This is a genomic window from Sphingobium sp. CR2-8, from assembly GCF_035818615.1.
GTDB lineage: Bacteria > Pseudomonadota > Alphaproteobacteria > Sphingomonadales > Sphingomonadaceae > Sphingobium.
Genome location: NZ_JAYKZY010000002.1, coordinates 3099871 through 3125818, shown reverse-complemented (window position 1 = coordinate 3125818; position 25948 = coordinate 3099871). Strand labels below are relative to the sequence as shown.

Sequence of the window (25948 nt, the reverse complement as noted above, 5' to 3'; positions counted from 1 at the left end):
TAAAAGGCCGACGCGAACGGTCAGTTCGCCCGGCTCGCCACGCTTTCGGGCAAGTCCTTGCCGAACACGCGCTGATAATATTCGGCGACCAGCGCCCGTTCGGCCTCGTCGCATTTGTTGAGGAAGGACAGGCGGAAGGCGAAGCCGACATTCTTGAAGATCAACGCATTCTGCGCCCAGCTGATGACGGTGCGGGGCGACATGACGGTCGAAATATCGCCGTTGATGAAGCCCTGCCGCGTCAGCTCGGCGACCTTGATCATATTCTCGACTTCCTTGCGGCCGCCTTCATGATCATATTCGCCCGACTTGGCCAGCACCACCTGCGCCTCGGTCGCGGCGGGCAGGTAATTCAGCGCCACCACCAGATTCCACCGGTCCATCTGTCCCTGGTTGATCTGCTGCGTGCCGTGATACAGGCCCGTCGTGTCGCCCAGACCCACCGTATTGGCGGTCGCGAACAGGCGGAAATGCGGGTTGGGGCGGATCACGCGATTCTGGTCGAGCAGGGTCATCTTCCCGTCCGTCTCCAGCACGCGCTGGATCACGAACATCACGTCGGGGCGACCGGCGTCATATTCATCGAACACCAGCGCGACAGGCCGCTGTAACGCCCAGGGGAGCAGGCCTTCCTTGAACTGCGTCACCTGCTGCCCGTCCTGCAACACAATCGCGTCGCGCCCGACCAGGTCGATACGGCTGATATGCGCGTCCAGGTTGATGCGGATGCACGGCCATTTCAGGCGCGCGGCGATCTGTTCGATATGGCTCGACTTGCCGGTGCCATGATAGCCCTGCACCATGACGCGGCGGTTGTACGCAAAGCCCGCCAGGATCGCCAGCGTGGTGTCGGGATCGAACACATAGGCGGGGTCGAGGTCGGGCACGCGCTCGTCGGCCTGGCTGAACGCCGGGATCTTCATATCGACGTCGATGCCGAAAATGTCGCGCGCATCCACTTCGCGGTCGGGCGCTTCCAGCAGCGTTTCGGCGCGGGTGTCGGGCTGCACGTTGGAAATATCAGTCATCGGGTCATCATCTTCCTGCGAGTCACTCTAGCCCCTAACCGATCCACAAAGGGCCTGTCGATAGAGTGGGGTAACGCGCGATGGCGATCAAGCGGCCCATTCGGCCAGATTGGCTTCCTCGCCGATCAGCGCCAGCCCATGGGCGATCGACGTCAGCTCACCGCCTGTCGCCAGCCTGTCCTGCCCGAAACGCTGGCGAAAAATATCGCGGATCGCTGGGATCAGCGACGATCCGCCGGTCAGGAACACGCGGTCGATGGCGTCGGGCGCGACATTGGCCTTGGCGAGCGCTTTGTCCACCGTCGCCTCGATTTGGGCGATGTCGGGCGCGATCCATCCTTCGAAATCGGCGCGCGTGACCGGCTGCTCGATATCCAGCCCGCCCCCGAAAAGCGGAAGGTCGCCGCCTCCTGCTGCGACAGCGCGCGCTTGAGCGCGCCGACCGCATCATAGAGTGGATAGCCCAGTTCCTTCTCGATCACGGTCATCATCCGCCCGATCGCCGCCGGCTCCTTCGCCGTTTTTTGCAACCGCGCCAGTTCGTCCATCGTGCGCCGGTTGCGCATCAGGGCAAGGCGCGACCAGTCGGCGAAATCGGCGAAATAGCTGCGCGGTATCTCCAATTCCTTGCCGAAACTCTGATAGCTGCCGCCCTTGCCCAGCATCGGCAGCACCAGATTGTCGAGGATGCGATAGTCGAACCGATCGCCCGCCAACCCGATACCGGTCGATCCCAGCGGAACGCAGCGCCGCGCCGCGCCCGGCGCTTCGACCCGGACCAGCGAAAAGTCGCTGGTGCCGCCGCCGAAATCCGCGACCAATATGGTCGCCGCCTCGGTCAACCGGCTGGCATAGCTGAACGCCGCGCCCAGCGGCTCATAGACATAATGAACTTCCGTGCCGAACCCCTCGAACATCGCGTCATAGCGTTTGCGGGCCAGCGCTTCATCGGGCCGCGATCCGGCATATTCGACCGGCCGCCCGACGACGATCCGCTCCGGCCTCCTGTCCAGTGCGCCGCCCGCATGACCGATCATCCGCTTCAGGAACATCTGTCCCAGTTCCTCGAAACGGAACCGCTTCTCGAACACATTGGCCGTCTCGAAAATCGGGCTGGCCGCCACCGACTTGAACGATTGCAGGAACCGGCTGTCCTCGGGATATTCCATATATTCCGCGATCGCCCACGGCCCGGCCTCATGCGCCATGCCGCCCTTGACCGCCTCGTCATGCCAGAAGCACAGCGCCGAGCGGAACACCGCGCCGGTGGCCTGTTCGCCTGCAAATTCGACCAGTTGCGACTCCCCGCCGTCGGCCAAAGCGGCGACGCTGTTGGTCGTGCCGAAATCAAGGCCCAGCGCGCGCGGCACCTGCTGCATGAACATGTCTCCGGGGTATAAAGGGCCGCGCGCTATGACAGCCCCGCCGCCCGGGGGCAAGGGCGCTGCTGTCCTATGGAGCTGCCTTCTGGTAAAAGCCGAACCGGCTCTATCCGATCCGACCGGCGCGACCGACATTGGCGTAACGAAATATCCTACGCCCGCATCAAAATGTCGAAATAAGCGGGAAATGTGTGAAGTTAAGCGAAGCCGTCACGCAAAGACCGACGCCTTCTTCAAATGCCCATAGGCTTCGATCACCGCCTGCAACGCGCCTTCATGGCTGCGATCGCCGCCATTATGATCGGGATGATAGCGCCGCAGCAACTGGGTGTAACGGGTGCGCAGCGCCTTGCGATCGGCGTCGATCTCCAGGCCCATGACCGACAGCGCCTTGCGATCCTCGCCCGACAGGAATTTGCCATCCTGCCGCACCTGTGCATCCGCTCGCGCCTTGGCCATGCGCGCCTTGAACTTTGCGCCGATCGCGTCGAGCGGATCGACGAAATCGGCCCATTTGGGCGATGGGCTATGCGCATTGGCGGAAAAGGCGCGTGTCTCCCGCTCCCATCCTGCAAAGGGGCGCTGCGCCGCCGCAATCTCCTCGGGCGACATGCCGGTGAAGAAATTATAGCCCTGATTGAACGCCTTCACATGCTCCAGGCAGAACCAGCGCCAGCGCGGCCCTTCGTCCCCCGGCCTGGCGCTGCCTTCCGCCGGGGGCGCGCGAAACTCGCCCGGTTCCGGGCATCCCGGCGCGGCGCAGGGGCGGTCGCCTTCCACCCGGCCATGGAAACGGTTGAAACGACGGGTCGAGAAAGGATCGGTAGACAAGGAAGTCCTGATGCAAGTGGCGGCAAAGCAGCCTATATAGGGGACATGATCCCTGACCTCAAAGGCCCCGTCGCCACAGAAATCGAGGCGCGGCTGCGCGCCGCCCTGTCTCCGCAACACCTTGCCGTCATCGACGACAGCGAAAAGCACCGGGGCCATGCCGGTCACGACGGATCGGGCGAAAGCCATTTCACCGTCGATATCGTGTCGGACCGCTTCATCGGCCAGAACCGCGTCTCCCGTCAGCGCCTCGTCAACGCCGCCCTTGCCGACCTGCTGGTGGAAAAGGTCCATGCCCTTGCCATCAAGGCGCGCGCGCCGGACGAGGCGTGAGACTTTAAGCGTCGGCCGGGCGTTCCCTTTCTTCCCTCAAGACCGTCTTCGCGAAGCCCGTCTTTCCCCAGAACAAAGGAGCGCTCATCCATGGCCTATGACTTCTGGTATTGGCCAGGCATTGCCGGTCGGGGCGAGTTCGTCCGCCTGATGCTGGAGGCATGCGGCATCCCCTATAGCGACCGCGCGCGGCAGGATGGGGCCGACGCGCTGATGGCCGACATGGCCGACCATGCGCATGGTCCCGCCTTTGCGCCGCCCTATCTGTCGATCGATGGATCGACCATAGCCCAGACCGCCAATATCCTCTTCTACCTGGCCGAGCGACATCAATGCGGCCCGTCGGGGATGAAGAGCCGCTACTGGCTGGCCCAGCTGCAACTAACCATCATGGATATGGTCGCGGAATCGCATGACGTGCACCATCCGGTCGGCCTCGACCTCTATTATGAGGACCAGAAACCCGAGGCTCTCCGCCGCGCGACCGGCTTCCGCGAAGAGCGCATGCCCAAATATCTCGCCTATTTCGAGCGGGCCATGGCGGCCGAAGAGGGCGATTGGCTGGCGGGCAGGCAATGGAGCTATGCCGATCTCTCCCTCTTCCACCTGGTCGCGGGCTTGCGCTATGCCTTTCCCCTGCGCACCGCGACGCTGGAACCCGACTTTCCGGCCGTGGCCGCGCTGCATGACAGGGTTGCAGCCATGCCCGAATTGCAGGAGTATTTGGCCAGCGACCGGCGGCTCCCTTTCACCCAAGAGGATATTTTCCGCCATTATCCCGAACTGGACGCCGCATGACCGCAGACGATCTCTTTCTTCAGACCATCACCCCCACCAGTCATAATTTGGGCGATTTCCGGGTCCATCGCTCGCTCCCGGTGAAGGGGCGCACCATGGTCGGCCCCTTCATCTTCTTCGATCAGGCGGGACCTGCGAAGATCGGCGCGGGGCAGGGGATAGACGTGCGCCCGCACCCTCACATCAATCTCGCCACCGTCACCTATATGTATGAAGGCGCTTTCCTCCACCGCGATTCGCTGGGCACCGAGCAGTTGATCGAGGCCGGCGCGGTCAACCTGATGACCGCAGGCAGCGGCATCGTCCATTCCGAACGGTCGCCCGATGCCGATCGCGCCAAGGAATCGAAACTGTCCGCCATCCAGACCTGGCTCGCCTTGCCCGACCGGTTCGAGGAAATGGACCCGGCGTTCGAACATGTGGGCGAAGGCGGCATGCCGGTGATCGACGACGGCCATGTCCGCGCCCGCGTCATTATGGGAACGTTGTGGGGCGAAACCTCGCCAGTCACCACCTATGCGCAGACCGTCTATGCGGACATCCAGTTGGCGCCCGGTGGTCGCATCGCCATCGATCCCTCCGCCGACGAGCGCGCGCTCTATGTCTCGGGCGGCGACGCCGCGCTCGACGGCGTGATGCTCGCGCCGCAGACGCTCTACGTCCTGCGTCCCGGCACGTTTGCGACGCTGATGAGCGTGGACGGCGGCCGCGTGGTCCTGTGCGGCGGTGAAGCCTTCACCAGCCCGCGCCATGTCTGGTGGAATTTCGTCTCTTCGCGGACCGAGCGGCTGATGCAGGCGCGGGAGGACTGGGAAGCGATGCGTTTCCCCTCATCCCCGGCGACGACCAGGAGTATATCCCGATCCCGCAGGGCCGCCCGAAGACGGTCAGCTATCCCTGATCAAAAGGGGCCACCTGCCCGGTTCGATTGAGCAGGGTCCGAGACGTCGGACGTCGCCTTACTGCACGAAGGTCAGCGACAGATTCTCGGCATTTTTGGGAATGTCGATCCGACTTTCGTTGATCGAGGCTTCCTCGCCCGGTTTCAGGCGCGTCTTGTCGGCCTTGGTCGTCCAGCTGAAGACCAGCCGGTTCTGCCGGTCGCGCAGCTGCACCAGCACCGGCGGCACCGGCAGCGCCTGCGTGCCGCTGTTCACGATCCGCGCACCGAAGGCGAAATATTCTTCCCGGTCGGCAGCTTGCGCCGTTCGGCGGGCTTGGACAGGTAGAAGAGCAGATCGGGATCGCCCTCTTCGGCGACCAGCCCCATCGACACCATCCAGGATGGTGGCCCGAAATAGGTGAAGGCTCCACCCGCCGCCGCGACGATCAGGCAGAAGCCGATCGCCGCATAGGTCCACAGCTTGATCGGATTGCGTCGCGCCTTGAACGGGGGGCGGGCGCGAAGCGGCTTTCCTCGACCGGATCGACCGGCGCGCCGGCATAGATATCGTCGAACCGGTTATCCGCCGGAGCAGCGATCGGCGGCGCAACTGGTGCGGGCATTTCCACCGTAGTGACCGGCTCGACCGCTGCCATGTCGGGATCGACGACCGGGGCGGGCGGTGGAGGCGATGGTGCGGCGACGGGTGGAGGCGGCGGTTCGGGCGGCGCGACGGGTGCGGGCGTGTCCACCGCTGCGGCGGCGACAGGCGTTTCGCGCTCCGGCAAGGTCGGCGGTTCCTGGAACCAGCTATGCTTGCAGGCCGCGCACCGGACCTGACGGCCGCTCGTGCCCACGGCACTGTCGGGTACGACATAGCGCGTCGCGCAATTGGGGCACACCAGGATCATGTTGCTTCATAGGCATGGCAGGGACTCGCGCGCAAGCGGTCAACGACAGCCTGTTTCATTCGAACGCGACTCGCCACGTCGCGCGGCGCGGGCTTTACGGCAGGCCGCCCGCTGTGCCATGGCTGATGCTTCGATACGCAGGGAGCGCGACGGCGCGATATTTCAAGACATGTCGGCCATCGTCCAGTTCGAAAATGTCGGTCTGCGCTATGGTCTGGACAGCGAAACCCTGTCCGACGTCAGCTTCTCGCTCGCCAATGGTGGCTTTTATTTTCTGACCGGCGCGTCGGGCGCGGGCAAGACTTCGCTGCTCAAGCTGCTCTACCTTGCCCAACGTCCCAGCCGCGGTGTCATCCGCCTGTTCGGGGAGGATGTGGTGACGTTGCCGCGCAAACGCCTGCCCGGCTTCCGTCGCCGCATCGGCGTGGTGTTCCAGGATTTCCGTCTGGTCCCCCATCTGTCCGCCTATGACAATATCGCCCTGCCGCTGCGGGTGTCGGGCATGGAGGAAGGGGAGATCGACGCCCCCGTCTTGGAAATGCTGAACTGGGTCGGCCTCGGCGATCGAGGCCAGGCGCGGCCTGCAACCCTGTCGGGCGGGGAGCAGCAGCGTGTCGCCATCGCCCGCGCGGTGATCGGTCGCCCGGAAATACTGGTCGCGGACGAACCGACCGGTAACGTGGACGCCGACATGGCTCGTCGCCTGATGACTTTGTTCGAAGCGCTCAATCGCCTTGGCACGACGATCGTCGTCGCCACCCACGACCTGCCGCTGATCGCGCAGGTGTCGGGCGCGCAGATGATGCGGCTGGACAAGGGGCGACTGGCCGATCCGACCGGATCGCTGCGTTTCCCGCCGCACGCCCAGGACAAGCAGTGATGGCGAGCCGCGCGCATCGCAAGGCCGCGGCGGCGGCGCGCCACCGCCTCCTGCCCGGCGGCCGGGTGGCGGGACCGATGCCCTGGATCATCGCGATCATGATGTTCCTGACCGTGCTCGCTGCCGCCGCAGGCCTGGGGCTGGGTTCGGCGGTCCGGTCGATGAGCGCGGACCTTGCCGGGCGCGCCAGCGTGCAGGTGGTGGAGGCCGATGCGCAGGCCCGCGACCGGCTCGCCGCGCGCACGGTGCAGGCGCTGCGCGGCGCGGATGGCGTGCGTGCCGCCGATCCGGTCGATCCGGCGGCGCTGGCGGATCAACTGCGCCCCTGGCTGGGCGACGCGGCGACCAGCGGCGACCTGCCGGTCCCAGCGCTGATCGACGTCATGCTGACGCCGGGCGATACCGATGCGAAGCTCGACCGGCTGCGCCGCCTGCTCGGCGGCCTGTCGCCCAAGCTGCGGATCGAGCCTCATGCCGCTTTCCTGTTGCCGCTGGCCGGACTGCTGACCGCACTGGGCTGGCTGGCGGCTGGCGTCGTGCTGCTGATGATCCTGGCGACCGGCGCGGTCGTCGTGCTGGCGGCGCGCGGCGCGCATGACAGCCATCGCGGCACGATCGACGTGCTGCACCTGATGGGGTCGACCGACGTGCAGATCGCCCGCCTGTTCCAGCGCCGCATCGGTATCGATGCCCTGTTGGGCGGTGCGCTGGGCTTTTCCTTCGCCGCCTTCGTCATCCTGCTGATCGGCCTGCGCCTGTCGGCGACCGGATCGGACCTGCTGGGCGCGGTCGACCTGGATACGCGCGGCTGGCTGCTGCTGGTCGCGCTGCCGGTTTTCAGCGTGGCGCTGGCGACGCTGACGGCGCGCTGGACCGTGCTGCGCGCGCTGGGGCGGGCGCTGTGATCGTCCGCCTGTTCGCGGTCACGCTGCTGGCCTGGATGCTGGGCTTCGCCTGGTTCGCGATCTTCCTGCCTCAGCCGCTGGACGGTCGCCGGACCGATGCGATCGTCGTGCTGACCGGCGGGGCGGGGCGTATCGATCGCGGCATCGCCCTGCTTCAGGATGGCTCTGCCAAGCGCATGCTGATATCCGGCGTGGACCGGTCGGTCCGCCCGGTCGAACTGGCGGTGCAATATAAGACGCCCGAGCGTCTGTTCAGCTGCTGCATCACGCTGGGGCGCGAAGCGATCGATACGCGGTCCAATGGTCTGGAAACGGCCCGCTGGCTGGAACGGCGCGATTACAAGACCGTGCGCCTGATCACCACCGACTGGCATATGCGCCGCGCCGCGCTGGAACTGCGCCAGGCGCTGCCCGGGGACAAGGTGGCGATCGTCTACGATGCCGTGCCCAGCCGCCCGAGCCTCACCATATTGGCGCGGGAATATAATAAATATCTGCTGCGGCGCATTGCCGCGCTGATCGGTATCTGAACGGAACATCATGCTGACCGCCCTTCGCTCCCTGCTGTTCACGCTCGCCTTCTATCCCGGCAGCCTGCTGTTCGTCCTCTGGGCCATGGCCTTTGGCTGGGTGACGCCGCTCATGGTGCAGCGCACCGCCACCGGGTGGAGCCGGTTCCATCGCCTGTGCGCGCGCTGGCTGCTGGGGCAGAAGGTCGTCGTGGAAGGCGATCTGCCCATCGGTCCCTATCTCTACATCAGCAAGCATGAATCGATGTTCGAGACGATCGACATGCTCTGCCTGTTCGATCGCCCGGCGATCGGCGCCAAGCGGGAATTGTTCGATATCCCGCTGTGGGGCGGCATCGCCCGCCGCTACGGCCTGATCCCCATCGAGCGGGCGGCCGGCGCCAGCGCCATGCGCACCTTGCGCGCGGCGGCGAAGGACCGGATCGCACAGGGGCGCGCCATCTGCCTGTTTCCTGAAGGGACGCGCGTGCCGCATGGCGAATCTCCCCCCTTCGATCGGGTTTCGCGGGCCTCTACAGCCTGTTGGGCCTGCCGGTGGTGCCGATCGCCATCGACAGCGGCCGGGTGTCGCCACGGGGCAAATTCCTCAAGCGACCGGGCATCATCACCTACAAGATCGGCGAGATCGTTCCGGTCGGCCTGGACCGCAAGGAAGCCGAGGCGCGCGTCCATGCCGCGATCAACGCGTTGAATTAAACAGGACGCTGCCGGGTAGGAAAGCAGTTTTGGTGTCTTTTAGTGCGAGCGGCCGAAGTCCGGCTTCGCATCGTCCTGCCCCTGTTCGATGATCGACCGGCGGATCGCGCGGGTGCGGGTGAACAGGTTGAACAGGGCGTCGCCGTCGTTCCAGCGGATCGCTCGCTGCAAGGCGGAAAGATCCTCCGAAAAGCGCTGGAGCATTTCCAGCACCGCGTCCTTGTTCGCCAGGAACACGTCGCGCCACATGGTCGGGTCCGACGCCGCGATGCGGGTGAAGTCGCGAAAGCCGCCGGCCGAATATTTGATGACTTCGGACTGGGTGACATTTTCCAGATCGCTGGCCGTGCCGACGATGGTGTAGGCGATCAGATGCGGCAGATGGCTCGTTACCGCCAGCACCAGGTCGTGATGCGCCGGGTCCATCATCTCCACGTCCGCGCCGACCCGCCGCCACAGTTCAGCGACGCGCTCGACCGCGGCCGGATCGGCGTCGGCAGGCGGGGTGACGATGCACCAGCGGCCCTTGAACAGGGTAGCGAAGCCCGCCTCCGGCCCGCTATTTTCCGTGCCTGCCACGGGGTGCGCGGGGATGATCGTCCGGCCCGGCAGCGCGGCGTTGAGCTGTGCCAGCACGTCGGCCTTGCACGATCCCACGTCGCTGATAATCGCGTCGACGGGCAGGTCGCCGGCGATCTCCGCCGCCGCCGCGCCCATCGCGCGGACCGGGACGCACAGCACCACTAGGTCCGCGTCCGTCACCGATGCGCCCGCGGTGTCGGTGACGTCGTCGGCCAGGTCGATCCGCCGGGCGATGTCCCGCACCGCCGGATCGGCGTCATAGCCGGTGACGCGCACGGTCGGCATGTCCGCGCGGATCGCGCGGGCGAGCGAAGAGCCGATCAGGCCCAGGCCGATGATGGTGACGCGCGCGAAGGGCAGCATGGCGTCAGGCCGCCTCCGCCATAGCGCGCAGCTTGGCCGCGACGGCGCGGTTCTGCGCCTTGGTGCCGATGGTGATGCGCAGGCCGTTGGGCAGCCCCTGGCCCGGCAGCCAGCGGGTGGCATAGCCTTCGTCCCACAGGCCCTTCATCGCAGCTTCGGCGGTCAGCTTGCCGTCGAACAGGATCAGCAGGAAATTGGTCTTGCTGGGCACGACGCGCAGGCCATAGTTGGACAGCGCCGTCACCTCGCCCGCCAGCCATTCGCGCCAGCGGGCGGTATGGGTGCGGCTGAACGCGACCCATTCGCTGTCCTGGATCGCCGCGACCGCCGCCGCCTGACCCGCCGTCGTCACGTTGAACGGCGCGCGGATGCGGTGGAGGATGTCGATCACGTCGGCACTGGCATAGCCCCAGCCGATCCGTTCGGCAGCCAGACCATGAATCTTCGAAAAGGTGCGGGTGACGAAGATGTTGGGTGCGGTCTTCGCCAGTTCCAGCCCGCCATCATCCTCGCCCGCGTCCAGATATTCGGCATAGGCCTGATCGAGGACGAACAGGATGTCGGGGCGCAATCCGGCATGCAGGCGGGCGATCTCTTCCCGGCTGGTCATGGTGCCGGTCGGATTGTTGGGGTTGGCCAGGAACACGACCCTGGTCTTGTCGGTGACGGCGGCGAGCAGCGCATCGACGTCGGTCGCATAATCCTTGTCCGGCGCGATCACCGGGGTCGCGCCGACGCGCCGCGCGGCGATGTCGTAGACCGCGAAGCCATAGCGGACATAGAGGATTTCGTCGCCCGGCCCGGCATAGGCGGAGGCGGCGATGTGCAGCAGCTCGTCCGACCCGGTGCCGTAGATGATCCGCGCGGGATCGAGGCCATGGACCGCGCCGATCGCTTCGCGCAGCTTTTCCGCGCCCGGATCGGGATAGGTGGCGAGGTCGGCGGTGGCGGCGACCAGCGCTGCGCGTGCGGCCGCGCCGGTGCCCAGCGGATTTTCATTGGCCGACAGCTTGATGAGCGGGCGACCGTCGTCAGCGGCGGACTTACCCGGCACATAGGGCGAAATGCCGAGAATCCAGTCCTTGGGAGCGGGTTTTGCAGCGGTCTGTGTCATGGCCGGGGCTTTAGCGGGTTCCGTCGAAAAGGCAAAGCGACTGAAAACGGGGGCACGGCATCGCGAAGTTCACAGTGTCGCGGGGTAAAATGGCGCGAAGCATTCGTGAAGCGTCCCCGACGCGTCCCCCAAGCGCTTTCGATGCGCCACTGTCATGCGGGGCCGCGACGCGACAAATGCGCAGCAAGGCGTGGCAAGGAAGAGGGAGCGGGGCATGGATCCTGTTAGAGCAGGGGCAATCCCAGTAGGAAAGACAGCGATCGCAAGGGGGATCGCCCGTCGCGCCGTCTGGCCCGATTGACAGCGACCGGCCACGGTCCTAGCCCCGCGCCATCATGGCCAGCGTTCCCATCACCGAAGACAGTCGTTTCGGCCTGCGCCGGCAGGCCCGCCTTGCCGCCCCCCTGGCGCTGTCCAGCGGCGCGAGCCTGGGGCCGGTCGACATCGCCTATGAAACCTATGGGGCGATGAATGCGGACAAATCCAACGTCATCCTGATCTGCCATGCGCTGACCGGCGACCAATATGTCGCGTCGGACCATCCGGTCACGGGCAAGCCGGGCTGGTGGTGGCGGCTGGTGGGGGCAGGCAAGCCGGTTGATCCGGCGCGCCATTTCATCGTCTGTTCCAACGTCATCGGCAGCTGCATGGGGTCGTCCGGCCCGGCCAGCATCGATCCGGCAACGGGCGAGCCGCACGCGATGCGCTTTCCGGTGCTGACCATCGCGGACATGGTTCGGGCGCAGGCGGCGCTGCTCGACCATCTGGGCGTCGATCGGCTGGCGGCGGTGATCGGCGGATCGATGGGCGGCATGCAGGCACTGACCTGGCCCACGCTGTTCCCCGATCGGGTCGAAAGCTGCATCGTCATAGCCTCGACCGCGCGGCACAGCGCGCAGAATATCGCCTTTCACGAAGTGGGACGGCAGGCGATCATGGCCGATCCGCACTGGCGCGGGGGCGACTATTATGCCGACGGACAGGTGCCGAGCGCGGGGCTGGCGGTCGCGCGCATGGCCGCGCACATTACCTATCTGTCGGAAGCGGGGCTGACCGAGAAATTCGGGCGGCGCTTGCAGGGGCGTGACGCCAAGACCTTCGGCTTTGACGCGGATTTCCAGGTGGAAAGCTATTTGCGGCATCAGGGGTTGAGCTTCGTCGACCGGTTCGACGCCAACTCCTATCTCTACATCACCCGCGCGATGGACTATTATGACATCGCCGACGATCATGGCGGGTCGCTGGCCAAGGCGTTCGCCGCGACCAAGGCGCGCTTCTGCCTGGTCAGCTTCGACACCGACTGGCTTTATCCCACGGCGGAATCGCGGATTATCGTCCATGCGCTCAACGCGTCGGGCGCGCAGGCGAGTTTCGTCGAACTGTCCAGCCCGTTCGGCCATGACGCCTTCCTGCTGGAATGCCCCGAACTCAACCGGGTCGTGGACGGCTTCCTGAAGGGCGGGCGGGCATGAGCGAGGCGTTGCGCCCGGACCTAGCCCTGATCGCGCGCACGGTGCGGCAGGGCGCGCGCGTGCTGGACGTGGGGTGCGGTGACGGGGCGCTGATGGCGGCGCTGCGCGACAATAGCGGGATCGACGCGCGGGGGCTGGAACTGGACGGGTCCAACGTCGCCGCCGCCGTGGGGCGCGGCCTGTCGGTGGTGCAGGGGGACGCGGACACCGACCTTGGCTATTATCCCGACGCCAGTTTCGACTATGCGATATTGAGCCAGACGCTCCAGACGACGCGGCGGCCGGACAGGGTGGTGGAGGAGTTGCTGCGGATCGGCCGACAGGCGTTCGTGTCCTTTCCCAATTTCGCGCATTGGCGCGGGCGGCTGTCGCTGATGTGGGGGGGCGGATGCCGGTGACGCGGCTATTGCCCGACACCTGGTATGATACGCTGAACATCCATCATGTGACGGTGGACGATTTCCGCGCGCTGGTGAAGGCGCGCGGCTGGACCATTGATGGGCAATGGTTCCTGAAAGGCGACAAGGAAACGACGCATGCCAATGCGAACCTGTTCGCCGAGCATGCGGTGTTCCTGTTGCGCAAATAGATTAGCGCCCGGTTGCCGTCCGTTTGAGGCCGAAGGTCGATGGCGATCCGCGGCCGACGGGGTTGCGCCGGAAATGCGTCAGGCCGGATGTCAGCGCGTCGGCATAGGCGGGCTTGGCGGGGGATTGGGGCGCGGCGGCCTTCAGCACCGATTCCACGTCGACCGGTTCGTCAAACGCCACACCGAAATGACGGTCCGCCGTCCACACGACGCGGCCAGGCATGGCGGTTTCCCCCCGCGTTACAACTATGCGCGCGCCGACCCCCGGCGACTTGCCCTGAATCCGCGCGCCGCCTTCGGAAATGTCGCGGATGCGGACAAGCTGGGAGGCGGATAGCGGCTCGCCCAGGTTCAGATGGGCATCCATGAAGACGTTGGAGCGCTTGGGGCGGGGAGTCTGGTCCATGATCCTTCTCGCATGACGGGGGCTTGAGTAAGAGAGTTGCGCGAACGCCGGATGGTTGCAGGCAGAGCGCCGATCCGGCTTCGCGATGCGACGGACGGTGGCGCAGGAGGTGGCAGATCGCGAGGCATGAGACAGCGAATGCGACAGTTGTGGGCGATTGTCAGCATTGATGAAAAGGCGGAAGCAATCCACCCTTTCATGCCATCAAATCACGATTGCGGGATCAGCGTTCCCGGGTCGCGCTGAACTTCACCTTGGGATGGCGTTCCTGCTGATAGCCGATGTCCCAGGCGCTCTTGGCCATGAAGACGAGGTTGCCGTCGCGGTCCTTGGCCATGTTGCCGCCATTATAGCTCACCAGATCCTTGACCGCCGCGTCGTCGCCGCTGATCCAGCGGGCGGTGTCGAAGGGCGACTGTTCGAGGCCCGCCGCGACCTTATATTCGGCCTCCAGACGGGAAATCAGCACTTCGAGCTGGAGCTGGCCGACGACGCCGACGATCCAGTTGCTGCCGATTTCGGGATAGAAGACCTGGATGACGCCCTCTTCGGACAGGTCGTCCAGCGCCTTGCGCAGCTGCTTGGTCTTGGTCGGGTCTTTGAGTTGCACGCGGCGCAGGATTTCCGGCGCGAAATTGGGCAGGCCGGTGAAGCGCAGGCCGGGCTTTTCGGAGAGAGTGTCGCCCACGCGCAGCGCGCCATGATTGGGGATGCCGATGATGTCGCCGGGGAAAGCCTCGTCCGCCAGTTCGCGGTCCTGCGCGAAGAAGAGGATGGGCGAATGGACGGCGAGCGGCTTGCCCGACCCACTGGGCGTCAGCTTCATGCCGCGTTTGAACTTGCCCGACACGAGACGCATGAAGGCGATGCGGTCGCGGTGCATCGGGTCCATATTGGCCTGCACCTTGAAGATGAAGCCGGTGACTTCGCTGTTTTCCGGCTCGATCGCGGCGGGTTCGGCCGGTTGCGCGCGGGGCGGCGGGGCATGCTGGCCCAGCGCGTCGATCAGTTCGGTGACGCCGAACAGCTTGAGCGCGGAGCCGAAGTAGACCGGGGTCAGATCGCCCGCGCGATAGCGGTCGAGGTCGAATTCGGCATAGCCGCCCTGCGACAATTCGGCTTCCTCGCGCAGCTTTTCCAGCGCGCGGGGGAGAGATAGTCGGCGAGTTTGGGGTCGTCCAGGCCAGTGAACTGATGTCGGGTGCCGTCAAATTCCTTGGACGGGCCGGTCGGCTGCATCAGGCGGTTGGTGGCGAAGTCGTAGATGCCTTCGAACTCGCCGCCCATGCCGACGGGCCAGCTCATCGGGCATACGTCGAGCTGCAACTGGTCGGCGACTTCATCGAGCAGGCCGAAGGTTTCGCGGCCTTCGCGATCGACCTTGTTGACGAAGGTGATGATGGGCACGTTGCGCAGGCGACAGACTTCGAACAATTTGCGCGTCTGCGGCTCGATGCCCTTGGCCGCGTCGATCACCATGACGGCGGAATCGACGGCGGTCAGGGTGCGATAGGTGTCTTCGCTGAAATCTTCGTGGCCCGGCGTGTCGAGCAGGTTGAAGGTGATGGTTTCGCCGTCGCGGGTCCGCTCGAACGTCATGACCGAGGAGGTGACGGAGATGCCACGCTGCTGCTCGATCTTCATCCAGTCGGATCGGGCGCGACGGTTCTGTCCGCGCGCCTTGACCTCACCGGCCAGATGGATCGCGCCGCCTTCCAGCAGCAGCTTTTCGGTGAGCGTGGTCTTGCCGGCGTCCGGGTGGGAGATGATCGCGAAAGTGCGGCGGGATGGGATGGTCATAAAGCTGATTTCTGGGTCGCGAGTAACATAAACCGTTCGCCCTGAGCGAAGTCGAAGGGCCAGGCCGGGCGGCGGCGAGGCACTTCGCTGCGCTCAGTGGGAGGCTTCGACTTCGCTCAGCCCGAACGGGACATGGGACAGCCCGTTACACGCCGACCAGCGTCACGTCCATGCGGAAGCTGCGGCTGTCGCCTGGCGGCAGCGCCATGATGCCCTGCTTGTCCCAGACGTCGCCGTCGAACCCCACCAGGTCCGCCATGCCAGCCCAGGGCTCGACGCACAGATAATGGGCGCCCGGTTTCTGCCAGAGGCCGAGCCAGGGCGTCTCGGGGAAATCGATCCTGAGGCGCGGTCGGCCGGGCACGCCCCAGGTCAGCGAGCGGCTGGCAAGGTCGTCCCAGATCAGCGCGTCCCCTTCGAACATCGCGTGGGTGGGGATCAGCGTGTCGCCTGCGACCGGGGACGGAAAGGCTTCGCGGGCGATGAGGCCGGGTTCGTCGCCCACTTTGCGGATCGGGGCGGGTTCGGGCTGATCGAAGGTGATGCGGTGATCCTCCGTCGCGCCGCCAAAGGGCAGGGGCCAGGAGAAGGCGGGGTGATAGCCGAAGCTGAACGGCATGTCCGCCTGCCCCCGGTTGGTGACGGTCGCGGTCATCCTGAGGCCCGTGCCCTCGATCGCGAAATGCATGTCGAGCCGGAAGTCGAAGGGGTAGACGGCGCGGGTGTCGCTATCCGCCTCCAGCCGCAGGGTCAGGCTGTCGTCGTCATGCTCGACCGGTGTGAAGGATGCGCGGCGGGCGAAGCCATGCTGGGGCATGGGATAATCGCGCCCGTTCAGCCGGTAGACGTCACCGCGCGACCGGCCGACGAAGGGGAAGAGCAGGGGCGCATGACCGGTCCACCAGCGCGGGTCGGCGTCGGTCATCCATTCGCGGTCCTCGCTATCCTTGAGCGACCAAAGCTCCGCACCCAAGGGATCGATCGTGGCGGACAGGGTGGGGGATGCGATGGACAGGCGCGCGTCGGACATGGGCGGTATCGTTCCTCTCGATGGGGATGGCCCCGCATAGCGCGGCCCCGCGCGGCTGTCTCGCCCGGGAATCGTTTCGGCATGGAACCGATAGGGTCGATCGCTGGTTTCGCAAGCCGGAGGGATCGACATGCAATCTATCACAATAGCCACTGCGGCCCTGATGCTGATGACGTCGGGCGCGGCGCTGGCCCAGGACGCGCCCAAGGACCAGCCCAAGCAGGAGGAAGCCGAGAAGCGCAAAGGCGGCACGCTGGACAAGGCAGGCAATATTGCCACCCAGCCGGGACGCGATATCGGCCTGGACAAGGAAGAGATCCCTCCCATTTTGCTGAAAGCCGTCGAAAATCCCTATGCCGCGCCGCCATCGCGCAGTTGTGCGGGCTTGAAGGCGTCGCTGGGCGAACTCAACTCGGTGTTGGGCGAGGATTTCACCGTCGGTGCGAAGGCGAACGAGAATCGCACGGGCAAGATCGCCGAGGCGGTCGGGCGGACGGTGGTCAATTCGCTGATTCCCTTCCGTGGGCTGGTGCGCGAGATCAGCGGCGCGGCCCCGGCCGAGCGGCGCTTGCAGGCGGCGGTGACGGCCGGTGTGGCGCGGCGCGGCTATCTGCGCGGGCAGGCGGCGGCCAGGGGGTGCAAGATCGCGAGTTGACCCGTGCGGTGAACGGGTAGGATAGGGGATGCCTGTTCCCGCATATGCGGGAACAGCTTGTACCGTGATGCAAAGCGGGTTCCGCTTTTGGCATTTGCCCCTATATGGGCGGCCATGACCGACCAGCCCCCTCTCGCCGATCTTCAGGAAGAATATGCATTTCTGGATGCGGACGATCGGTATCGGCTGCTGATCGATCTGGGCCGGGCGCTGGAACCCATGCCCGACGCGCTCAAGACCGACGCGACGCTGGTAAGGGGCTGTTCGGCGGCGGTGTGGGTCTATCCCACGGTGCTGGAGGATGGGCGGCTCCATTTCCTGGCCGACAGCAATGCCGCGATCACCAAGGGGATCATCGCGCTGGTGCTGCTGACCGTGCAGGACGGCGCGCCCGCCGATATCGCGGCGACCGATATCGAAGCGGCGCTGGCGCCGTTCGACCTCAAGAACCAACTCAGTTCCAACCGGACGCAGGGGATACCCAACATGATCGCGCTGATCCGCGACACGGCGGGCCGCTACGTCTGAACGGGTAGGCAACCTTATCGCAGGTCCGAACATTGTCCTTCCGTAACTTTTATGGAGGGAAAAGAGGCTATGCGCGCCATCCTGAAGATTGCCGCCCCCCTGGCGGTGGCCGCCGCGACGCTGGCAGCCTGTTCGGACAAGAGCAAGGAACCCAGCCAGCGCGACGAGATCGGCCAGGTCTGGAAATATGAAGGCGGCGAGGGCGGGAAGGCCAAGGTCGCCTATATCGGCAGCGCCAACGCGGTCGCGACGATGACCGCGCCCGACACCTTTTCCGTGCTGCTGGTCCAGCCCTTGGACAAAGGGGCGGCGGACGTGACGGTCAAGCTGGTCGGCGCGCCCTTCACCTGCGACCTGTCCGATTGCAAGGTGCGGGCGACCACCGACGATGGCGAGAGCCATGAATGGAAGGGGCGTGTTACTGACAACAAGGACGGCATCACCATCGCGCCGTCGCAGGGCGCCTATGAGGCGATCAAGGACGCCAAAAGCGTGAAGATCGATCTGGTCGTCGGGCCGAAGGACAAGACCGCGCCGTTCGACTTCAACGTGGCGGGGCTGGATTTGAAGGGGTGATCCAGGGTGGGTGATGGCTGGACCCCGGCCTGTGCCGGGGAACGGTTCATCTACTCCTGTAGCGAAACGCCCGGGCTGCGCGGATCGGCGGCGCCCTGCCAGCGCCCGTCGGGCAGGCGTTCGGCGGCATTGGCCTTGAGGCCCATGCGGTTCATGCTGACGCGATGGCCGAGCTTTTCCAGCGGGGCCTTCATCGCTTCCAGCGCCGTGCCCTGTTCCAGCACCAGCCCGTCGCCGTTGAAGAAGAGGAGGCCGTGGGCGATCGACTCCTGCGCGGACAGGCCCCAGTCGAAATGGGCGATCAGCGCCTTGGCGACCTGCATGATGATGGTCTTGCCCCCCGCCGCGCCCACGGTGAAGACGGGCGTGCCCTTGGCATCGTAAACGATGGTCGGCGACATGGAGGAGAGCGGGCGCTTGCCCGGCTCCACCCGGTTGGCGACCGGCGCGCCGTTCTTTTCCGGGGTGAAGCTGAAATCGGTCAGTTCATTGTTCAGGATGACGCCGTTGGCGATCAGCTGGCTGCCGAAGAAGCTTTCGATCGTGGAGGTCCAGGCGGCGATGTCGCCATGGCGGTCGACCGCGACGAAATGGCTGGTGCCGCTTTCGGGCTGGGGCAGCGACGATGTGCGCGGCTGCGCGCCGGGCGGGGTGCCGGGCTGGTAGGCGGTGAGCGCCTTGTTGAGGCGGATCAGGGCCGAGCGTTGCTTGAGATAGGCGGGGTCGATCAGGCCCGCGACCGGCACCGACACGAAATCCGGGTCGCCCAGCCAGGTGTCGCGATCGGCATAGGCCAGCTGCATCGCTTCGCCGATGACATGCCAGCTGCGCGGGTCATCCTTGCCCCATTGGGCCAGCGGGAAGCGTTCGACCATGCCCAATATCTCGAGCACGGTGACGCCGCCGGCCGAGGCCGGTCCCATGCCGCAGACGGTATAGACGCGATAGTGGCCGCAGACGGGCTTGCGCGGCTTGGCCTGATAGCCCGATAGATCGGCCTGCGTCAGCGGCACCGGGTTTTTGGGCGCATTGGTGACGGCGGCACTGAGCAGGCGGGCATTTTCGCCGGTGTAGAAGGCGTCGGGGCCTTCGGCGGCGATCCGGTCGAACAGGGCGGCGAGCGGCGCATTTTTCAGCACCGTACCGACCGGCGGCGGCGCGCCGTCGACCCAGAACGCCTGCTGGATTTGAGGGAAGTCGCGCCAGATGTCCTTGACCGCCTTGAGCGCCGTGGCGGTGCGTTCGCCCAGCACGAAGCCGTCCCGCGCGTAGCGGATGGCGGGCTGGAACAGGTCGGCCCAGGGCAGCTTGCCCCATTTTTTGTGGGCGTCCCATGCCATGCGCAGATTGCCGGGCACCCCGGCCGAATAGCCGCCCGGCCAGGCCTGGATGAAGGGCAGGGGCTTGCCGTCCGGGCCCATGAAGCGGTCGGGCCGCGCAGCTGCTGGCGCGGTTTCGCGGCCATCGATCGATTCCAGCAGGCCGGTCGCGCCGTCATGATGCATCAGGAAGCCACCGCCGCCGATGCCGCTATTATGCGGTTCCACGACGTTCAGCGTCAGCATCATCGCGATCGCGGCGTCGGTGGCGCTGCCGCCCTTGCGCAATATCTCCTGCCCCGCCTGCGCCGCGCGCGGATCGGCGGCGGATACGGTGGCGTTGGTCGATACCGGCTCCCGGGCGAGGGCGGGCAGCGGCGTGAGGGCGAGAAGGGCGATCGGGGCCAGCAGGCCGGGCAGGCGGGATGTCATGGACGCCACCCTAATCGTTACGTTGTCGGCTGCAACCCATTGTCGCGCTTTTGGAGCAAGGCCACAGCCTTTCTCGATCAACGCTCAGGCGTCGACGCCGACAAGTTCGGCGATGCTACGCACGCCGTCGCGGGTCATCAGCGCCTTTAGGCCCTTGTTGATCCGCTTTGCCAGATACGGCCCTTCATAGACCAGCGCGCTGTAGAGCTGGACCAGCGACGCGCCCGCGCGGATGCGGGCATAGGCCTGGTCCGCGTTCGCGATGCCGCCGACCCCGATCAGCGGCAGGCGCGCGCCCAGCAGCCGACGGAAATCGCGCAATCGCGCATGGGACAGGTCGGTCAGCGGCGCGCCCGACAGGCCGCCTGCTTCCCCGCCATGGGCCGACCGCAGCGCCGGGCGGGTGATGGTGGTGTTGGACACGATCAGCGCGTCGACGCGATGGTCGAGGCAGGCGGCGGCGATATCCTCGACATCGGCCGGTTCCAGATCCGGGGCGACTTTCAGGAAAATTGGCGTCGTGCCCGCGCCGCGCGCCGCCATCACCGCCGAGAGCAGGTCGTCCAGCGCGGCGCGGCCCTGTAGCGCGCGCAGGCCCGGCGTGTTGGGGGAGGAGATGTTGACGGTCAGATAATCGGCCAGCGGCGCCATGCAGGTGACGCCCGTCACATAATCGGCGATGCCGCGTCCCGCTGCGGTCGCATCCTTGTTCGCGCCAATATTGATGCCGATCACCGGGCCGCCGCTGCTGCCCACCGGTCGGCGATAGCGGGCGATGCGGTCGGCCGCCGCGCCCTGCCCGCCATTGTTGAAGCCGAAACGGTTGATGACGGCCCGATCCTCGACCAGACGGAACAGGCGCGGTTGCGGATTGCCCGGCTGGGCCAGCGGCGTCAGCGTGCCCAGTTCGGCGAAACCGAAGCCCAGGCCATGCATCTTGTGCGCGATCCGCCCGTCCTTGTCATAGCCTGCCGCCAGGCCGACCGGATTGGGAAAACGGATGCCCGCCACGATCAATTCGAGCATCGGATCGGCGGCCAGTGGCGCAGCGGTCGGCATCATCCGCAGCGCGGCGATCGAGAGATGATGGGCGCGCTCGGCATCGAGGGCGAAGAGCAGCGGGCGGATCAGGCGGTAGGACATGGGGCGCCTATGCCAGCGGACCAGGCGGGCGTCGAGTCACTGTTGCACTACAGCAACATTTCGGGGCTATCGTTATTTCATGACAATATTCGTCATCAATGCGACCGTTTGCACTCGAAAAATGTCCGATCCATCCAATAAAGTTTCCGTGATTCGGGCGTAAGGCCGCGATGCGACCCGAAGGCTCTCTGGCCTATGGCCTGTGAGACCTTTTCCTGACCCGGCGGTGCAAACCGCCGGGTCATTTTTCCAGGAAATTGTGGGTTAGCTGTCGAAAAACTTTACAAATTCCCCTTGGGACGCTTGCGCCGTGACAATGTTGCCGCATAGTGATGCGCAGGGGTGAAATATGGGGTCGCATCACAGCGAAAATGCGGCGCGCACGGTCGCGATGCCGGATGTCAGTGGGCCTTTGTCCTACGCGGTCGATGCCGCGCAGGGGCCGGTCCGCCTGCGCTATTTCGCGCCGCCCGTATATTTGCGGTCCTATTTCGGTTCGCTCTATGTCTTCACCGTCGCCGCCGATCATTATGCCGACGTCACCCGCGCGGACATGCCGCAATTGCGGCTGATGCTGGAGGGCGGGGGCCATTATCATTTCCACGACGGCGCGGTGATGGCGACGCCCAATGTCTGCCTGCTGGGGCCGACGATGGGCGCGACCCGGTTCGTTCTCGATCGGCCATCCCGCGTGGTCGGCATTTCGTTGCTGCCCGCAGGATGGCTGGCGGTGCAGGGCGGCGACGCGAGCCTGCTGGCCGACCGGTTGCACGATCTGTCGATGGAGCGGGACGGTGTTTTCCAGCGATTGCTGGACGGGTTGCGGGCGCTGGACGAGGATGCCGATGCGATGGCGGCGCTGTGCTGGCGCGAACTGGGGCGGCTGGTCCGACCGTTGCGCCCGGCCACCCTGGACTTGCTGGCGGCGATCGACGCCTGGCTGATCGACGAAGGATCGCCCAGGATAGAGGTGCTGGCGGAGGCCACCGGCCTGTCGCCCCGACAGCTCGCGCGGCTGGCCAACAAATATTATGGCGCGCCGCCCAAGCTGCTGGCGCGCAAGTATCGGGCGCTGCGCTGTTCCGCGCGGATCGCGCTGGACGGGGAAAGCTGGCAGCAATTGTGCGAAGAGGCGGGTTTCTACGACCAGTCGCACTTCATCCGTGAGATCAAGCATTTCATCGGCCTGACACCGCACCAGTTGCAGACCGAACCGACCGCAGTGGCGCAGCTAACCCTGTTGCGCCGCTCGCTGGGCGGCGACCTGGCCGTGCTCAATCGCGTGAGCTGACCGGCTTTCCTGGTAGAAATCCCTTGATTCATTAAGCGCCAGCGACCACATGCGCCCAATCGGATGGAATCGGTCCGATTTGAGAATGGTTCGCAATTGATATGAAATTATCGAGCTTTGCAGATTATGCGGTCGTGCTGATGTCCGCCGCTGCGCGCCATTGCGGCCATGCCGGGCTGGCGCCTGCGGACGTGCAGCGCGCGGCGAAGATGAACGCGACCACGCTGAGCGCGGAAACCGGCATCCCCCTGCCGACCGCGCAGAAGCTGGTGAGCCGCCTGTCGGCCGCCGGTCTGCTCGAATCGAGCCGGGGCACCGGCGGCGGGGTGCGGCTGTCGCGCCCGCCCGCCACGATCACGCTGGCGGATGTGGTGGAGGCGGTCGAAGGGCCGATCGCCATGACCGCATGCAGCGAACAAGGGGCGCATGACTGCAATCTGGAACAGGATTGCCGCATTCGCCCGCACATGAATGTCGCGAACGAAGCGATCCGCGACGCGCTCGCGAACGTGACGATCGCCAGCCTGACACGAGAAATGGCATGACCGAACAAACCACGACCATTCGCAACCTTGAAGCGCAGGAGGCCGCCGATCGCGCCTCCACCTACGAACATGGCTGGTCGTCGGCGATCGAGCAGGATTTCGCGCCCAAGGGGCTGAACGAGGATACGGTCCGCTTCATTTCCGCCAAGAAGAAGGAGCCGCAATGGCTGCTCGACTGGCGGTTGAAGGCGTTTGCGATGTGGAAGACGATGACGCCGCCCGACTGGGCGAAGCTGAACGTGCCGCCGATCGACTATCAGGACGCCTATTATTACGCCGAGCCGAAGAAGAAGGTGGAGCTGGACAGCCTGGACGAGGTCGATCCGGAAATTCTGGCGACCTACAAGAAGCTGGGCATCCCCATCGCCGAGCAGGAAGTGCTGGCGGGGGTCAAGGGATCGCGCCGGGTCGCGGTGGACGCGGTGTTCGACAGCGTCAGCGTCGCCACCACCTTCCGCAAGGAGTTGGAGGAGGCGGGCGTCATCTTCCGCTCCATCAGCGAGGCGGTGCGCGAATATCCCGATCTGGTGAAGAAGTGGATGGGCAAGATCGTGCCGATGCACGACAATTATTTCGCCACATTGAACTGCGCGGTCTTTTCCGACGGGACGTTCGTTTACATTCCCAAAGGCGTGCGCTGCCCGATGGAATTGTCCACCTATTTCCGCATCAATGCCGAGAATACGGGGCAGTTCGAGCGGACGCTGATCGTCGCGGACGAAGGCAGCTATGTGTCCTATCTGGAGGGTTGCACCGCGCCGATGCGCGACGAGAACCAGCTGCATGCCGCCGTGGTGGAACTGGTCGCGCTGGACGATGCGGAGATCAAATATTCGACCGTGCAGAACTGGTATCCGGGCGACGAGAACGGCAAGGGCGGCATCTATAATTTCGTGACCAAGCGGGCGCTGTGCCAGGGACGCAACAGCAAGGTCAGCTGGACGCAGGTCGAAACCGGCTCCGCGATTACGTGGAAATATCCCTCCTGCGTGCTGAATGGCGAGAATAGCGTGGGCGAATTCTATTCCGTCGCGCTGACGAATAACAGGCAGCAGGCCGATACCGGCACCAAGATGATCCACAATGGTAGAGGCACGCGATCGACCATCGTGTCGAAGGGGATTTCGGCCGGGCGGTCGAACAACACCTATCGCGGGCTTGTGCGTGTGGCGCCGGGGGCCGAAGGGGTGCGCAACTTCACCCAGTGCGATTCGCTGCTGCTGGGCGACCAGTGCGGCGCGCATACCGTGCCCTATATCGAGGTGCGCAATCCGAGCGCCCAGATCGAGCATGAGGCGACGACGAGCAAGATTTCCGACGACCAGCTGTTCTACGCGATGCAGCGCGGGCTGGATGCGGAGAGCGCGGTGTCGCTGATCGTCAACGGCTTCGCGCGGGAGGTGTTGCAGCAGCTGCCGATGGAGTTTGCGGTCGAGGCGCAGAAGCTGCTGGGGATCAGCCTCGAAGGCAGTGTGGGGTGATGCGTGCCGTCTCTTCCCTCGTCATGCCGGACTTGATCCGGCATCCCGCTTTGCGGGATCGGGCGTGAAGACAGCGGGACCCCGGATCAAGTCCGGGGCGACGATAGCTTGAAGTTAGAAGGACTGAGACTTGAGCGACGAAGACGATATTCAGGATGCCCTCGCGGATTTCGCGGAGGATGTCGGCAATGGCCAGTCATGGACCGCCGCGATCCGTATCCTGACCGAGGATTATGAGCTGGAAGAGGGCGAGCTGGAGCCGCGTGCGCGGGCCGATTTCGGCGATCTGGACGCCTATGAGGCGCAGAGCCGCGACGCCCTGCAAAAGGCCGATGCGGCGATGACCGAGAAGCTGCGCAAGGACAAGGCGTTCCACAAGGCCAAGGCGCCCAACCTGGCGCGCATGGGGCCGGTCAGCGAGTTCGTCGTGGCGCTGCTGGAAAAGGGACCGCCGGAAGGCGAGGCCGACTGGTGGCCCTATATGCCGGTGAAGCGCTATATCGATACGCTGTTCCCCGCGCCGGGCGACGTGCGCGACATGGCGTTCTGGACCGCGCGGACGCTCCAGCGCGCGCATGAAGGATAAGAGATGCTGACGATCGACCAACTGACCAACGATATCGACGGCAAGGCGATCCTGAAGGGATTGTCGCTGACCATCAACGCGGGCGAAATCCACGCGATCATGGGGCCGAACGGCGCGGGCAAGTCGACGCTCGCCTATACGCTGGGCGGGCGGCCGGGCTATGACGTGACGGGCGGCAGCGCGACGTTCGACGGCGCCGACCTGTTCGACATGGAGCCGCATGCGCGTGCGGCGGCGGGGCTGTTCCTGGGCTTTCAATATCCGGTCGAGATTCCTGGCGTGTCGAACCTGCAATTTCTGCGCGAGAGCCTGAACAGCCAGAAGCGCGCGCGGGGCGAGAAGGAATTGAATGGCGGCGAGTTCATCCGGCTGGCCAAGGAGAAGGCCGGGCTGCTGGGCCTCGACATGGAGATGCTCAAGCGGCCGGTGAATGTCGGCTTTTCGGGCGGCGAGAAGAAGCGCGCGGAAATGGTGCAGATGGGGATACTCGACCCCAAGCTGGCGATATTGGACGAGACGGACAGCGGCCTCGACATTGATGCGCTCAAGATCGTGGGGGCGGGGATCAACGCGATCATGCGCAAGCCTGACAAGGCCGTGCTGCTCATCACCCATTATCAGCGGCTGCTCGACTATGTGAAGCCGGACTATGTGCATGTGCTGGCGGGCGGCCGGATCGTGAAGTCGGGCGGGCCGGAACTGGCGCTGGAACTGGAGCGCGAGGGTTATGCCGAGGTGGTCGCCGCGTGACGCAAATGACATTACTCTTCTTTCGTCATGCTGAACTGGTTTCAGCATCCATCGCGCCGCCGGGCGTGACGGCGCGTGTCGGGAAATGGACCCTGAAACAAGTTCAGGG

Annotated in this window: 22 protein-coding genes and 6 pseudogenes; 17 read left to right on the top strand and 11 right to left on the bottom strand. The window is 65.4% G+C overall.

The features are described 5' to 3' along the window. Positions 1 to 20: 20 nt before the first annotated feature. From cobS to U5A82_RS19225, 3 genes and pseudogenes are all read right to left on the bottom strand, one after another. On the bottom strand, positions 21 to 1028 hold the full coding sequence (cobS, locus tag U5A82_RS19235) for a cobaltochelatase subunit CobS (protein WP_326292467.1): 1008 nt from the start codon (positions 1026 to 1028) through the stop codon (positions 21 to 23). An 87-nt stretch (positions 1029 to 1115) separates the two neighbouring features. After that, positions 1116 to 2407: pseudogene (locus tag U5A82_RS19230) on the bottom strand (Hsp70 family protein). A 213-nt stretch (positions 2408 to 2620) separates the two neighbouring features. Continuing rightward, complete coding sequence (locus U5A82_RS19225) at positions 2621 to 3241, bottom strand: DnaJ domain-containing protein (RefSeq protein WP_326292466.1); 621 nt, start codon at positions 3239 to 3241, stop codon at positions 2621 to 2623. 45 nt (positions 3242 to 3286) lie between these two features. Between U5A82_RS19225 and U5A82_RS19220 the strand changes: the two genes are divergently transcribed. From U5A82_RS19220 to U5A82_RS19210, 3 genes and pseudogenes are all read left to right on the top strand, one after another. Beyond that, positions 3287 to 3574 (top strand): BolA family protein, encoded by a 288-nt coding sequence (locus tag U5A82_RS19220; protein WP_326292465.1) that lies wholly within the window; start codon positions 3287 to 3289, stop codon positions 3572 to 3574. 90 nt (positions 3575 to 3664) lie between these two features. Beyond that, positions 3665 to 4372 (top strand): glutathione S-transferase, encoded by a 708-nt coding sequence (locus U5A82_RS19215; RefSeq protein ID WP_326292464.1) that lies wholly within the window; start codon positions 3665 to 3667, stop codon positions 4370 to 4372. After that, positions 4369 to 5273: pseudogene (locus U5A82_RS19210) on the top strand (pirin family protein). The gene U5A82_RS19215 and the pseudogene U5A82_RS19210 overlap by 4 nt, the downstream one beginning before the upstream one ends. A gap of 58 nt (positions 5274 to 5331) precedes the next feature. On the opposite strand, the pseudogene U5A82_RS19205 reads toward U5A82_RS19210, so the two are convergent. Continuing rightward, positions 5332 to 6166 (bottom strand): annotated as a pseudogene (locus U5A82_RS19205) (zinc-ribbon domain-containing protein). Between the two features lie 169 nt (positions 6167 to 6335). On the opposite strand from U5A82_RS19205, the gene ftsE reads away from it, so the two are divergent. The 4 genes and pseudogenes from ftsE to U5A82_RS19185 all read left to right on the top strand — a co-directional run bounded on the left by ftsE (position 6336) and on the right by U5A82_RS19185 (position 9177). Next, positions 6336 to 7046, top strand: coding sequence for a cell division ATP-binding protein FtsE (ftsE, locus tag U5A82_RS19200; RefSeq protein ID WP_326292463.1), 711 nt, complete (start codon positions 6336 to 6338; stop codon positions 7044 to 7046). Continuing rightward, a complete protein-coding gene (locus U5A82_RS19195; RefSeq protein ID WP_326292462.1) occupies positions 7046 to 7951 on the top strand; it encodes a cell division protein FtsX in 906 nt (301 codons plus the stop codon). The genes ftsE and U5A82_RS19195 overlap by 1 nt, the downstream gene beginning before the upstream one ends. Continuing rightward, positions 7948 to 8481 carry a YdcF family protein gene (locus U5A82_RS19190; RefSeq protein WP_326292461.1) on the top strand — a complete coding sequence of 178 codons (534 nt, stop codon included), beginning with the start codon at positions 7948 to 7950 and terminating at the stop codon, positions 8479 to 8481. Before U5A82_RS19195 ends, U5A82_RS19190 begins: the two co-directional genes overlap by 4 nt. A 10-nt stretch (positions 8482 to 8491) precedes the next feature. Continuing rightward, a pseudogene (locus tag U5A82_RS19185) lies at positions 8492 to 9177 on the top strand (lysophospholipid acyltransferase family protein). Positions 9178 to 9216: 39 nt separating this feature from the next. Here U5A82_RS19185 and U5A82_RS19180 read toward each other — a convergent pair. After that, positions 9217 to 10122, bottom strand: coding sequence for a prephenate/arogenate dehydrogenase family protein (locus U5A82_RS19180; RefSeq protein ID WP_326292460.1), 906 nt, complete (start codon positions 10120 to 10122; stop codon positions 9217 to 9219). Between the two features lie 4 nt (positions 10123 to 10126). Beyond that, the gene (gene hisC / locus U5A82_RS19175; protein ID WP_326292459.1) at positions 10127 to 11236 is read right to left on the bottom strand and encodes a histidinol-phosphate transaminase; all 1110 of its coding nucleotides are present in this window, start codon (positions 11234 to 11236) and stop codon (positions 10127 to 10129) included. Between the two features lie 335 nt (positions 11237 to 11571). Between hisC and metX the strand changes: the two genes are divergently transcribed. Both metX and metW read left to right on the top strand, forming a co-directional pair. Continuing rightward, positions 11572 to 12708, top strand: coding sequence for a homoserine O-acetyltransferase MetX (metX, locus tag U5A82_RS19170; RefSeq protein ID WP_326292458.1), 1137 nt, complete (start codon positions 11572 to 11574; stop codon positions 12706 to 12708). After that, positions 12705 to 13297 (top strand): annotated as a pseudogene (metW, locus tag U5A82_RS19165) (methionine biosynthesis protein MetW). Before metX ends, metW begins: the two are co-directional and overlap by 4 nt. Position 13298: 1 nt before the next feature. Here the strand turns inward: metW and U5A82_RS19160 are convergent. The 3 genes and pseudogenes from U5A82_RS19160 to U5A82_RS19150 all read right to left on the bottom strand — a co-directional run bounded on the left by U5A82_RS19160 (position 13299) and on the right by U5A82_RS19150 (position 16533). Next, positions 13299 to 13703, bottom strand: a complete 405-nt coding sequence (locus U5A82_RS19160) for a PilZ domain-containing protein (protein WP_326292457.1) — start codon at positions 13701 to 13703, stop codon at positions 13299 to 13301. 223 nt (positions 13704 to 13926) lie between these two features. Continuing rightward, positions 13927 to 15503: pseudogene (locus tag U5A82_RS19155) on the bottom strand (peptide chain release factor 3). A gap of 145 nt (positions 15504 to 15648) precedes the next feature. After that, entirely contained in the window at positions 15649 to 16533 is an 885-nt protein-coding gene (locus U5A82_RS19150) for an aldose 1-epimerase family protein (protein WP_326292456.1), read from the bottom strand. 130 nt (positions 16534 to 16663) lie between these two features. Between U5A82_RS19150 and U5A82_RS19145 the strand changes: the two genes are divergently transcribed. The 3 genes from U5A82_RS19145 to U5A82_RS19135 all read left to right on the top strand — a co-directional run bounded on the left by U5A82_RS19145 (position 16664) and on the right by U5A82_RS19135 (position 18292). Next, positions 16664 to 17188 carry a hypothetical protein gene (locus U5A82_RS19145; RefSeq protein ID WP_326292455.1) on the top strand — a complete coding sequence of 175 codons (525 nt, stop codon included), beginning with the start codon at positions 16664 to 16666 and terminating at the stop codon, positions 17186 to 17188. A gap of 114 nt (positions 17189 to 17302) precedes the next feature. Then, on the top strand, positions 17303 to 17716 hold the full coding sequence (locus U5A82_RS19140) for a SufE family protein (protein ID WP_326292454.1): 414 nt from the start codon (positions 17303 to 17305) through the stop codon (positions 17714 to 17716). A gap of 69 nt (positions 17717 to 17785) precedes the next feature. Then, complete coding sequence (locus U5A82_RS19135) at positions 17786 to 18292, top strand: DUF5110 domain-containing protein (protein ID WP_326292453.1); 507 nt, start codon at positions 17786 to 17788, stop codon at positions 18290 to 18292. 50 nt (positions 18293 to 18342) lie between these two features. Here the strand turns inward: U5A82_RS19135 and ggt are convergent, their stop codons facing one another. Together ggt and U5A82_RS19125 are read right to left on the bottom strand one after the other, a co-directional pair. After that, on the bottom strand, positions 18343 to 20043 hold the full coding sequence (gene ggt / locus U5A82_RS19130) for a gamma-glutamyltransferase (protein WP_326292452.1): 1701 nt from the start codon (positions 20041 to 20043) through the stop codon (positions 18343 to 18345). Between the two features lie 84 nt (positions 20044 to 20127). Then, on the bottom strand, positions 20128 to 21186 hold the full coding sequence (locus tag U5A82_RS19125; protein ID WP_326292451.1) for a quinone-dependent dihydroorotate dehydrogenase: 1059 nt from the start codon (positions 21184 to 21186) through the stop codon (positions 20128 to 20130). Positions 21187 to 21535: 349 nt separating this feature from the next. On the opposite strand from U5A82_RS19125, the gene U5A82_RS19120 reads away from it, so the two are divergent. The 5 genes from U5A82_RS19120 (at position 21536) to sufC (ending at position 25839) form a co-directional block, all read left to right on the top strand. Continuing rightward, complete coding sequence (locus tag U5A82_RS19120; RefSeq protein ID WP_326292450.1) at positions 21536 to 22477, top strand: helix-turn-helix domain-containing protein; 942 nt, start codon at positions 21536 to 21538, stop codon at positions 22475 to 22477. 101 nt (positions 22478 to 22578) lie between these two features. Then, positions 22579 to 23022: an RrF2 family transcriptional regulator gene (locus tag U5A82_RS19115; protein WP_326292449.1), complete on the top strand. Its 444-nt coding sequence runs from the start codon at positions 22579 to 22581 to the stop codon at positions 23020 to 23022. After that, positions 23019 to 24503 (top strand): Fe-S cluster assembly protein SufB, encoded by a 1485-nt coding sequence (gene sufB / locus U5A82_RS19110; protein WP_326292448.1) that lies wholly within the window; start codon positions 23019 to 23021, stop codon positions 24501 to 24503. The genes U5A82_RS19115 and sufB overlap by 4 nt, the downstream gene beginning before the upstream one ends. 130 nt (positions 24504 to 24633) lie before the next feature. After that, the gene (locus tag U5A82_RS19105; protein WP_326292447.1) at positions 24634 to 25089 is read left to right on the top strand and encodes a hypothetical protein; all 456 of its coding nucleotides are present in this window, start codon (positions 24634 to 24636) and stop codon (positions 25087 to 25089) included. 3 nt (positions 25090 to 25092) lie between these two features. Further along, positions 25093 to 25839 carry a Fe-S cluster assembly ATPase SufC gene (sufC, locus tag U5A82_RS19100; protein WP_326292446.1) on the top strand — a complete coding sequence of 249 codons (747 nt, stop codon included), beginning with the start codon at positions 25093 to 25095 and terminating at the stop codon, positions 25837 to 25839. Positions 25840 to 25948 lie beyond the last annotated feature (109 nt).

Bases quoted from the DNA above. Each gene is read 5' to 3' on its own strand.
- cobS (WP_326292467.1), bottom strand. From the start codon at position 1,028: ATGACTGATATTTCCAACGTGCAGCCCGACACCCGCGCCGAAACGCTG.
- U5A82_RS19220 (WP_326292465.1), top strand. From the start codon at position 3,287: ATGATCCCTGACCTCAAAGGCCCCGTCGCCACAGAAATCGAGGCGCGG.
- U5A82_RS19215 (WP_326292464.1), top strand. From the start codon at position 3,665: ATGGCCTATGACTTCTGGTATTGGCCAGGCATTGCCGGTCGGGGCGAG.
- ftsE (WP_326292463.1), top strand. From the start codon at position 6,336: ATGTCGGCCATCGTCCAGTTCGAAAATGTCGGTCTGCGCTATGGTCTG.
- U5A82_RS19195 (WP_326292462.1), top strand. From the start codon at position 7,046: ATGGCGAGCCGCGCGCATCGCAAGGCCGCGGCGGCGGCGCGCCACCGC.
- U5A82_RS19180 (WP_326292460.1), bottom strand. From the start codon at position 10,122: ATGCTGCCCTTCGCGCGCGTCACCATCATCGGCCTGGGCCTGATCGGC.
- hisC (WP_326292459.1), bottom strand. From the start codon at position 11,236: ATGACACAGACCGCTGCAAAACCCGCTCCCAAGGACTGGATTCTCGGC.
- metX (WP_326292458.1), top strand. From the start codon at position 11,572: ATGGCCAGCGTTCCCATCACCGAAGACAGTCGTTTCGGCCTGCGCCGG.
- U5A82_RS19160 (WP_326292457.1), bottom strand. From the start codon at position 13,703: ATGGACCAGACTCCCCGCCCCAAGCGCTCCAACGTCTTCATGGATGCC.
- U5A82_RS19150 (WP_326292456.1), bottom strand. From the start codon at position 16,533: ATGTCCGACGCGCGCCTGTCCATCGCATCCCCCACCCTGTCCGCCACG.
- U5A82_RS19145 (WP_326292455.1), top strand. From the start codon at position 16,664: ATGCAATCTATCACAATAGCCACTGCGGCCCTGATGCTGATGACGTCG.
- U5A82_RS19140 (WP_326292454.1), top strand. From the start codon at position 17,303: ATGACCGACCAGCCCCCTCTCGCCGATCTTCAGGAAGAATATGCATTT.
- U5A82_RS19135 (WP_326292453.1), top strand. From the start codon at position 17,786: ATGCGCGCCATCCTGAAGATTGCCGCCCCCCTGGCGGTGGCCGCCGCG.
- ggt (WP_326292452.1), bottom strand. From the start codon at position 20,043: ATGACATCCCGCCTGCCCGGCCTGCTGGCCCCGATCGCCCTTCTCGCC.
- U5A82_RS19125 (WP_326292451.1), bottom strand. From the start codon at position 21,186: ATGTCCTACCGCCTGATCCGCCCGCTGCTCTTCGCCCTCGATGCCGAG.
- U5A82_RS19120 (WP_326292450.1), top strand. From the start codon at position 21,536: ATGGGGTCGCATCACAGCGAAAATGCGGCGCGCACGGTCGCGATGCCG.
- U5A82_RS19115 (WP_326292449.1), top strand. From the start codon at position 22,579: ATGAAATTATCGAGCTTTGCAGATTATGCGGTCGTGCTGATGTCCGCC.
- sufB (WP_326292448.1), top strand. From the start codon at position 23,019: ATGACCGAACAAACCACGACCATTCGCAACCTTGAAGCGCAGGAGGCC.
- sufC (WP_326292446.1), top strand. From the start codon at position 25,093: ATGCTGACGATCGACCAACTGACCAACGATATCGACGGCAAGGCGATC.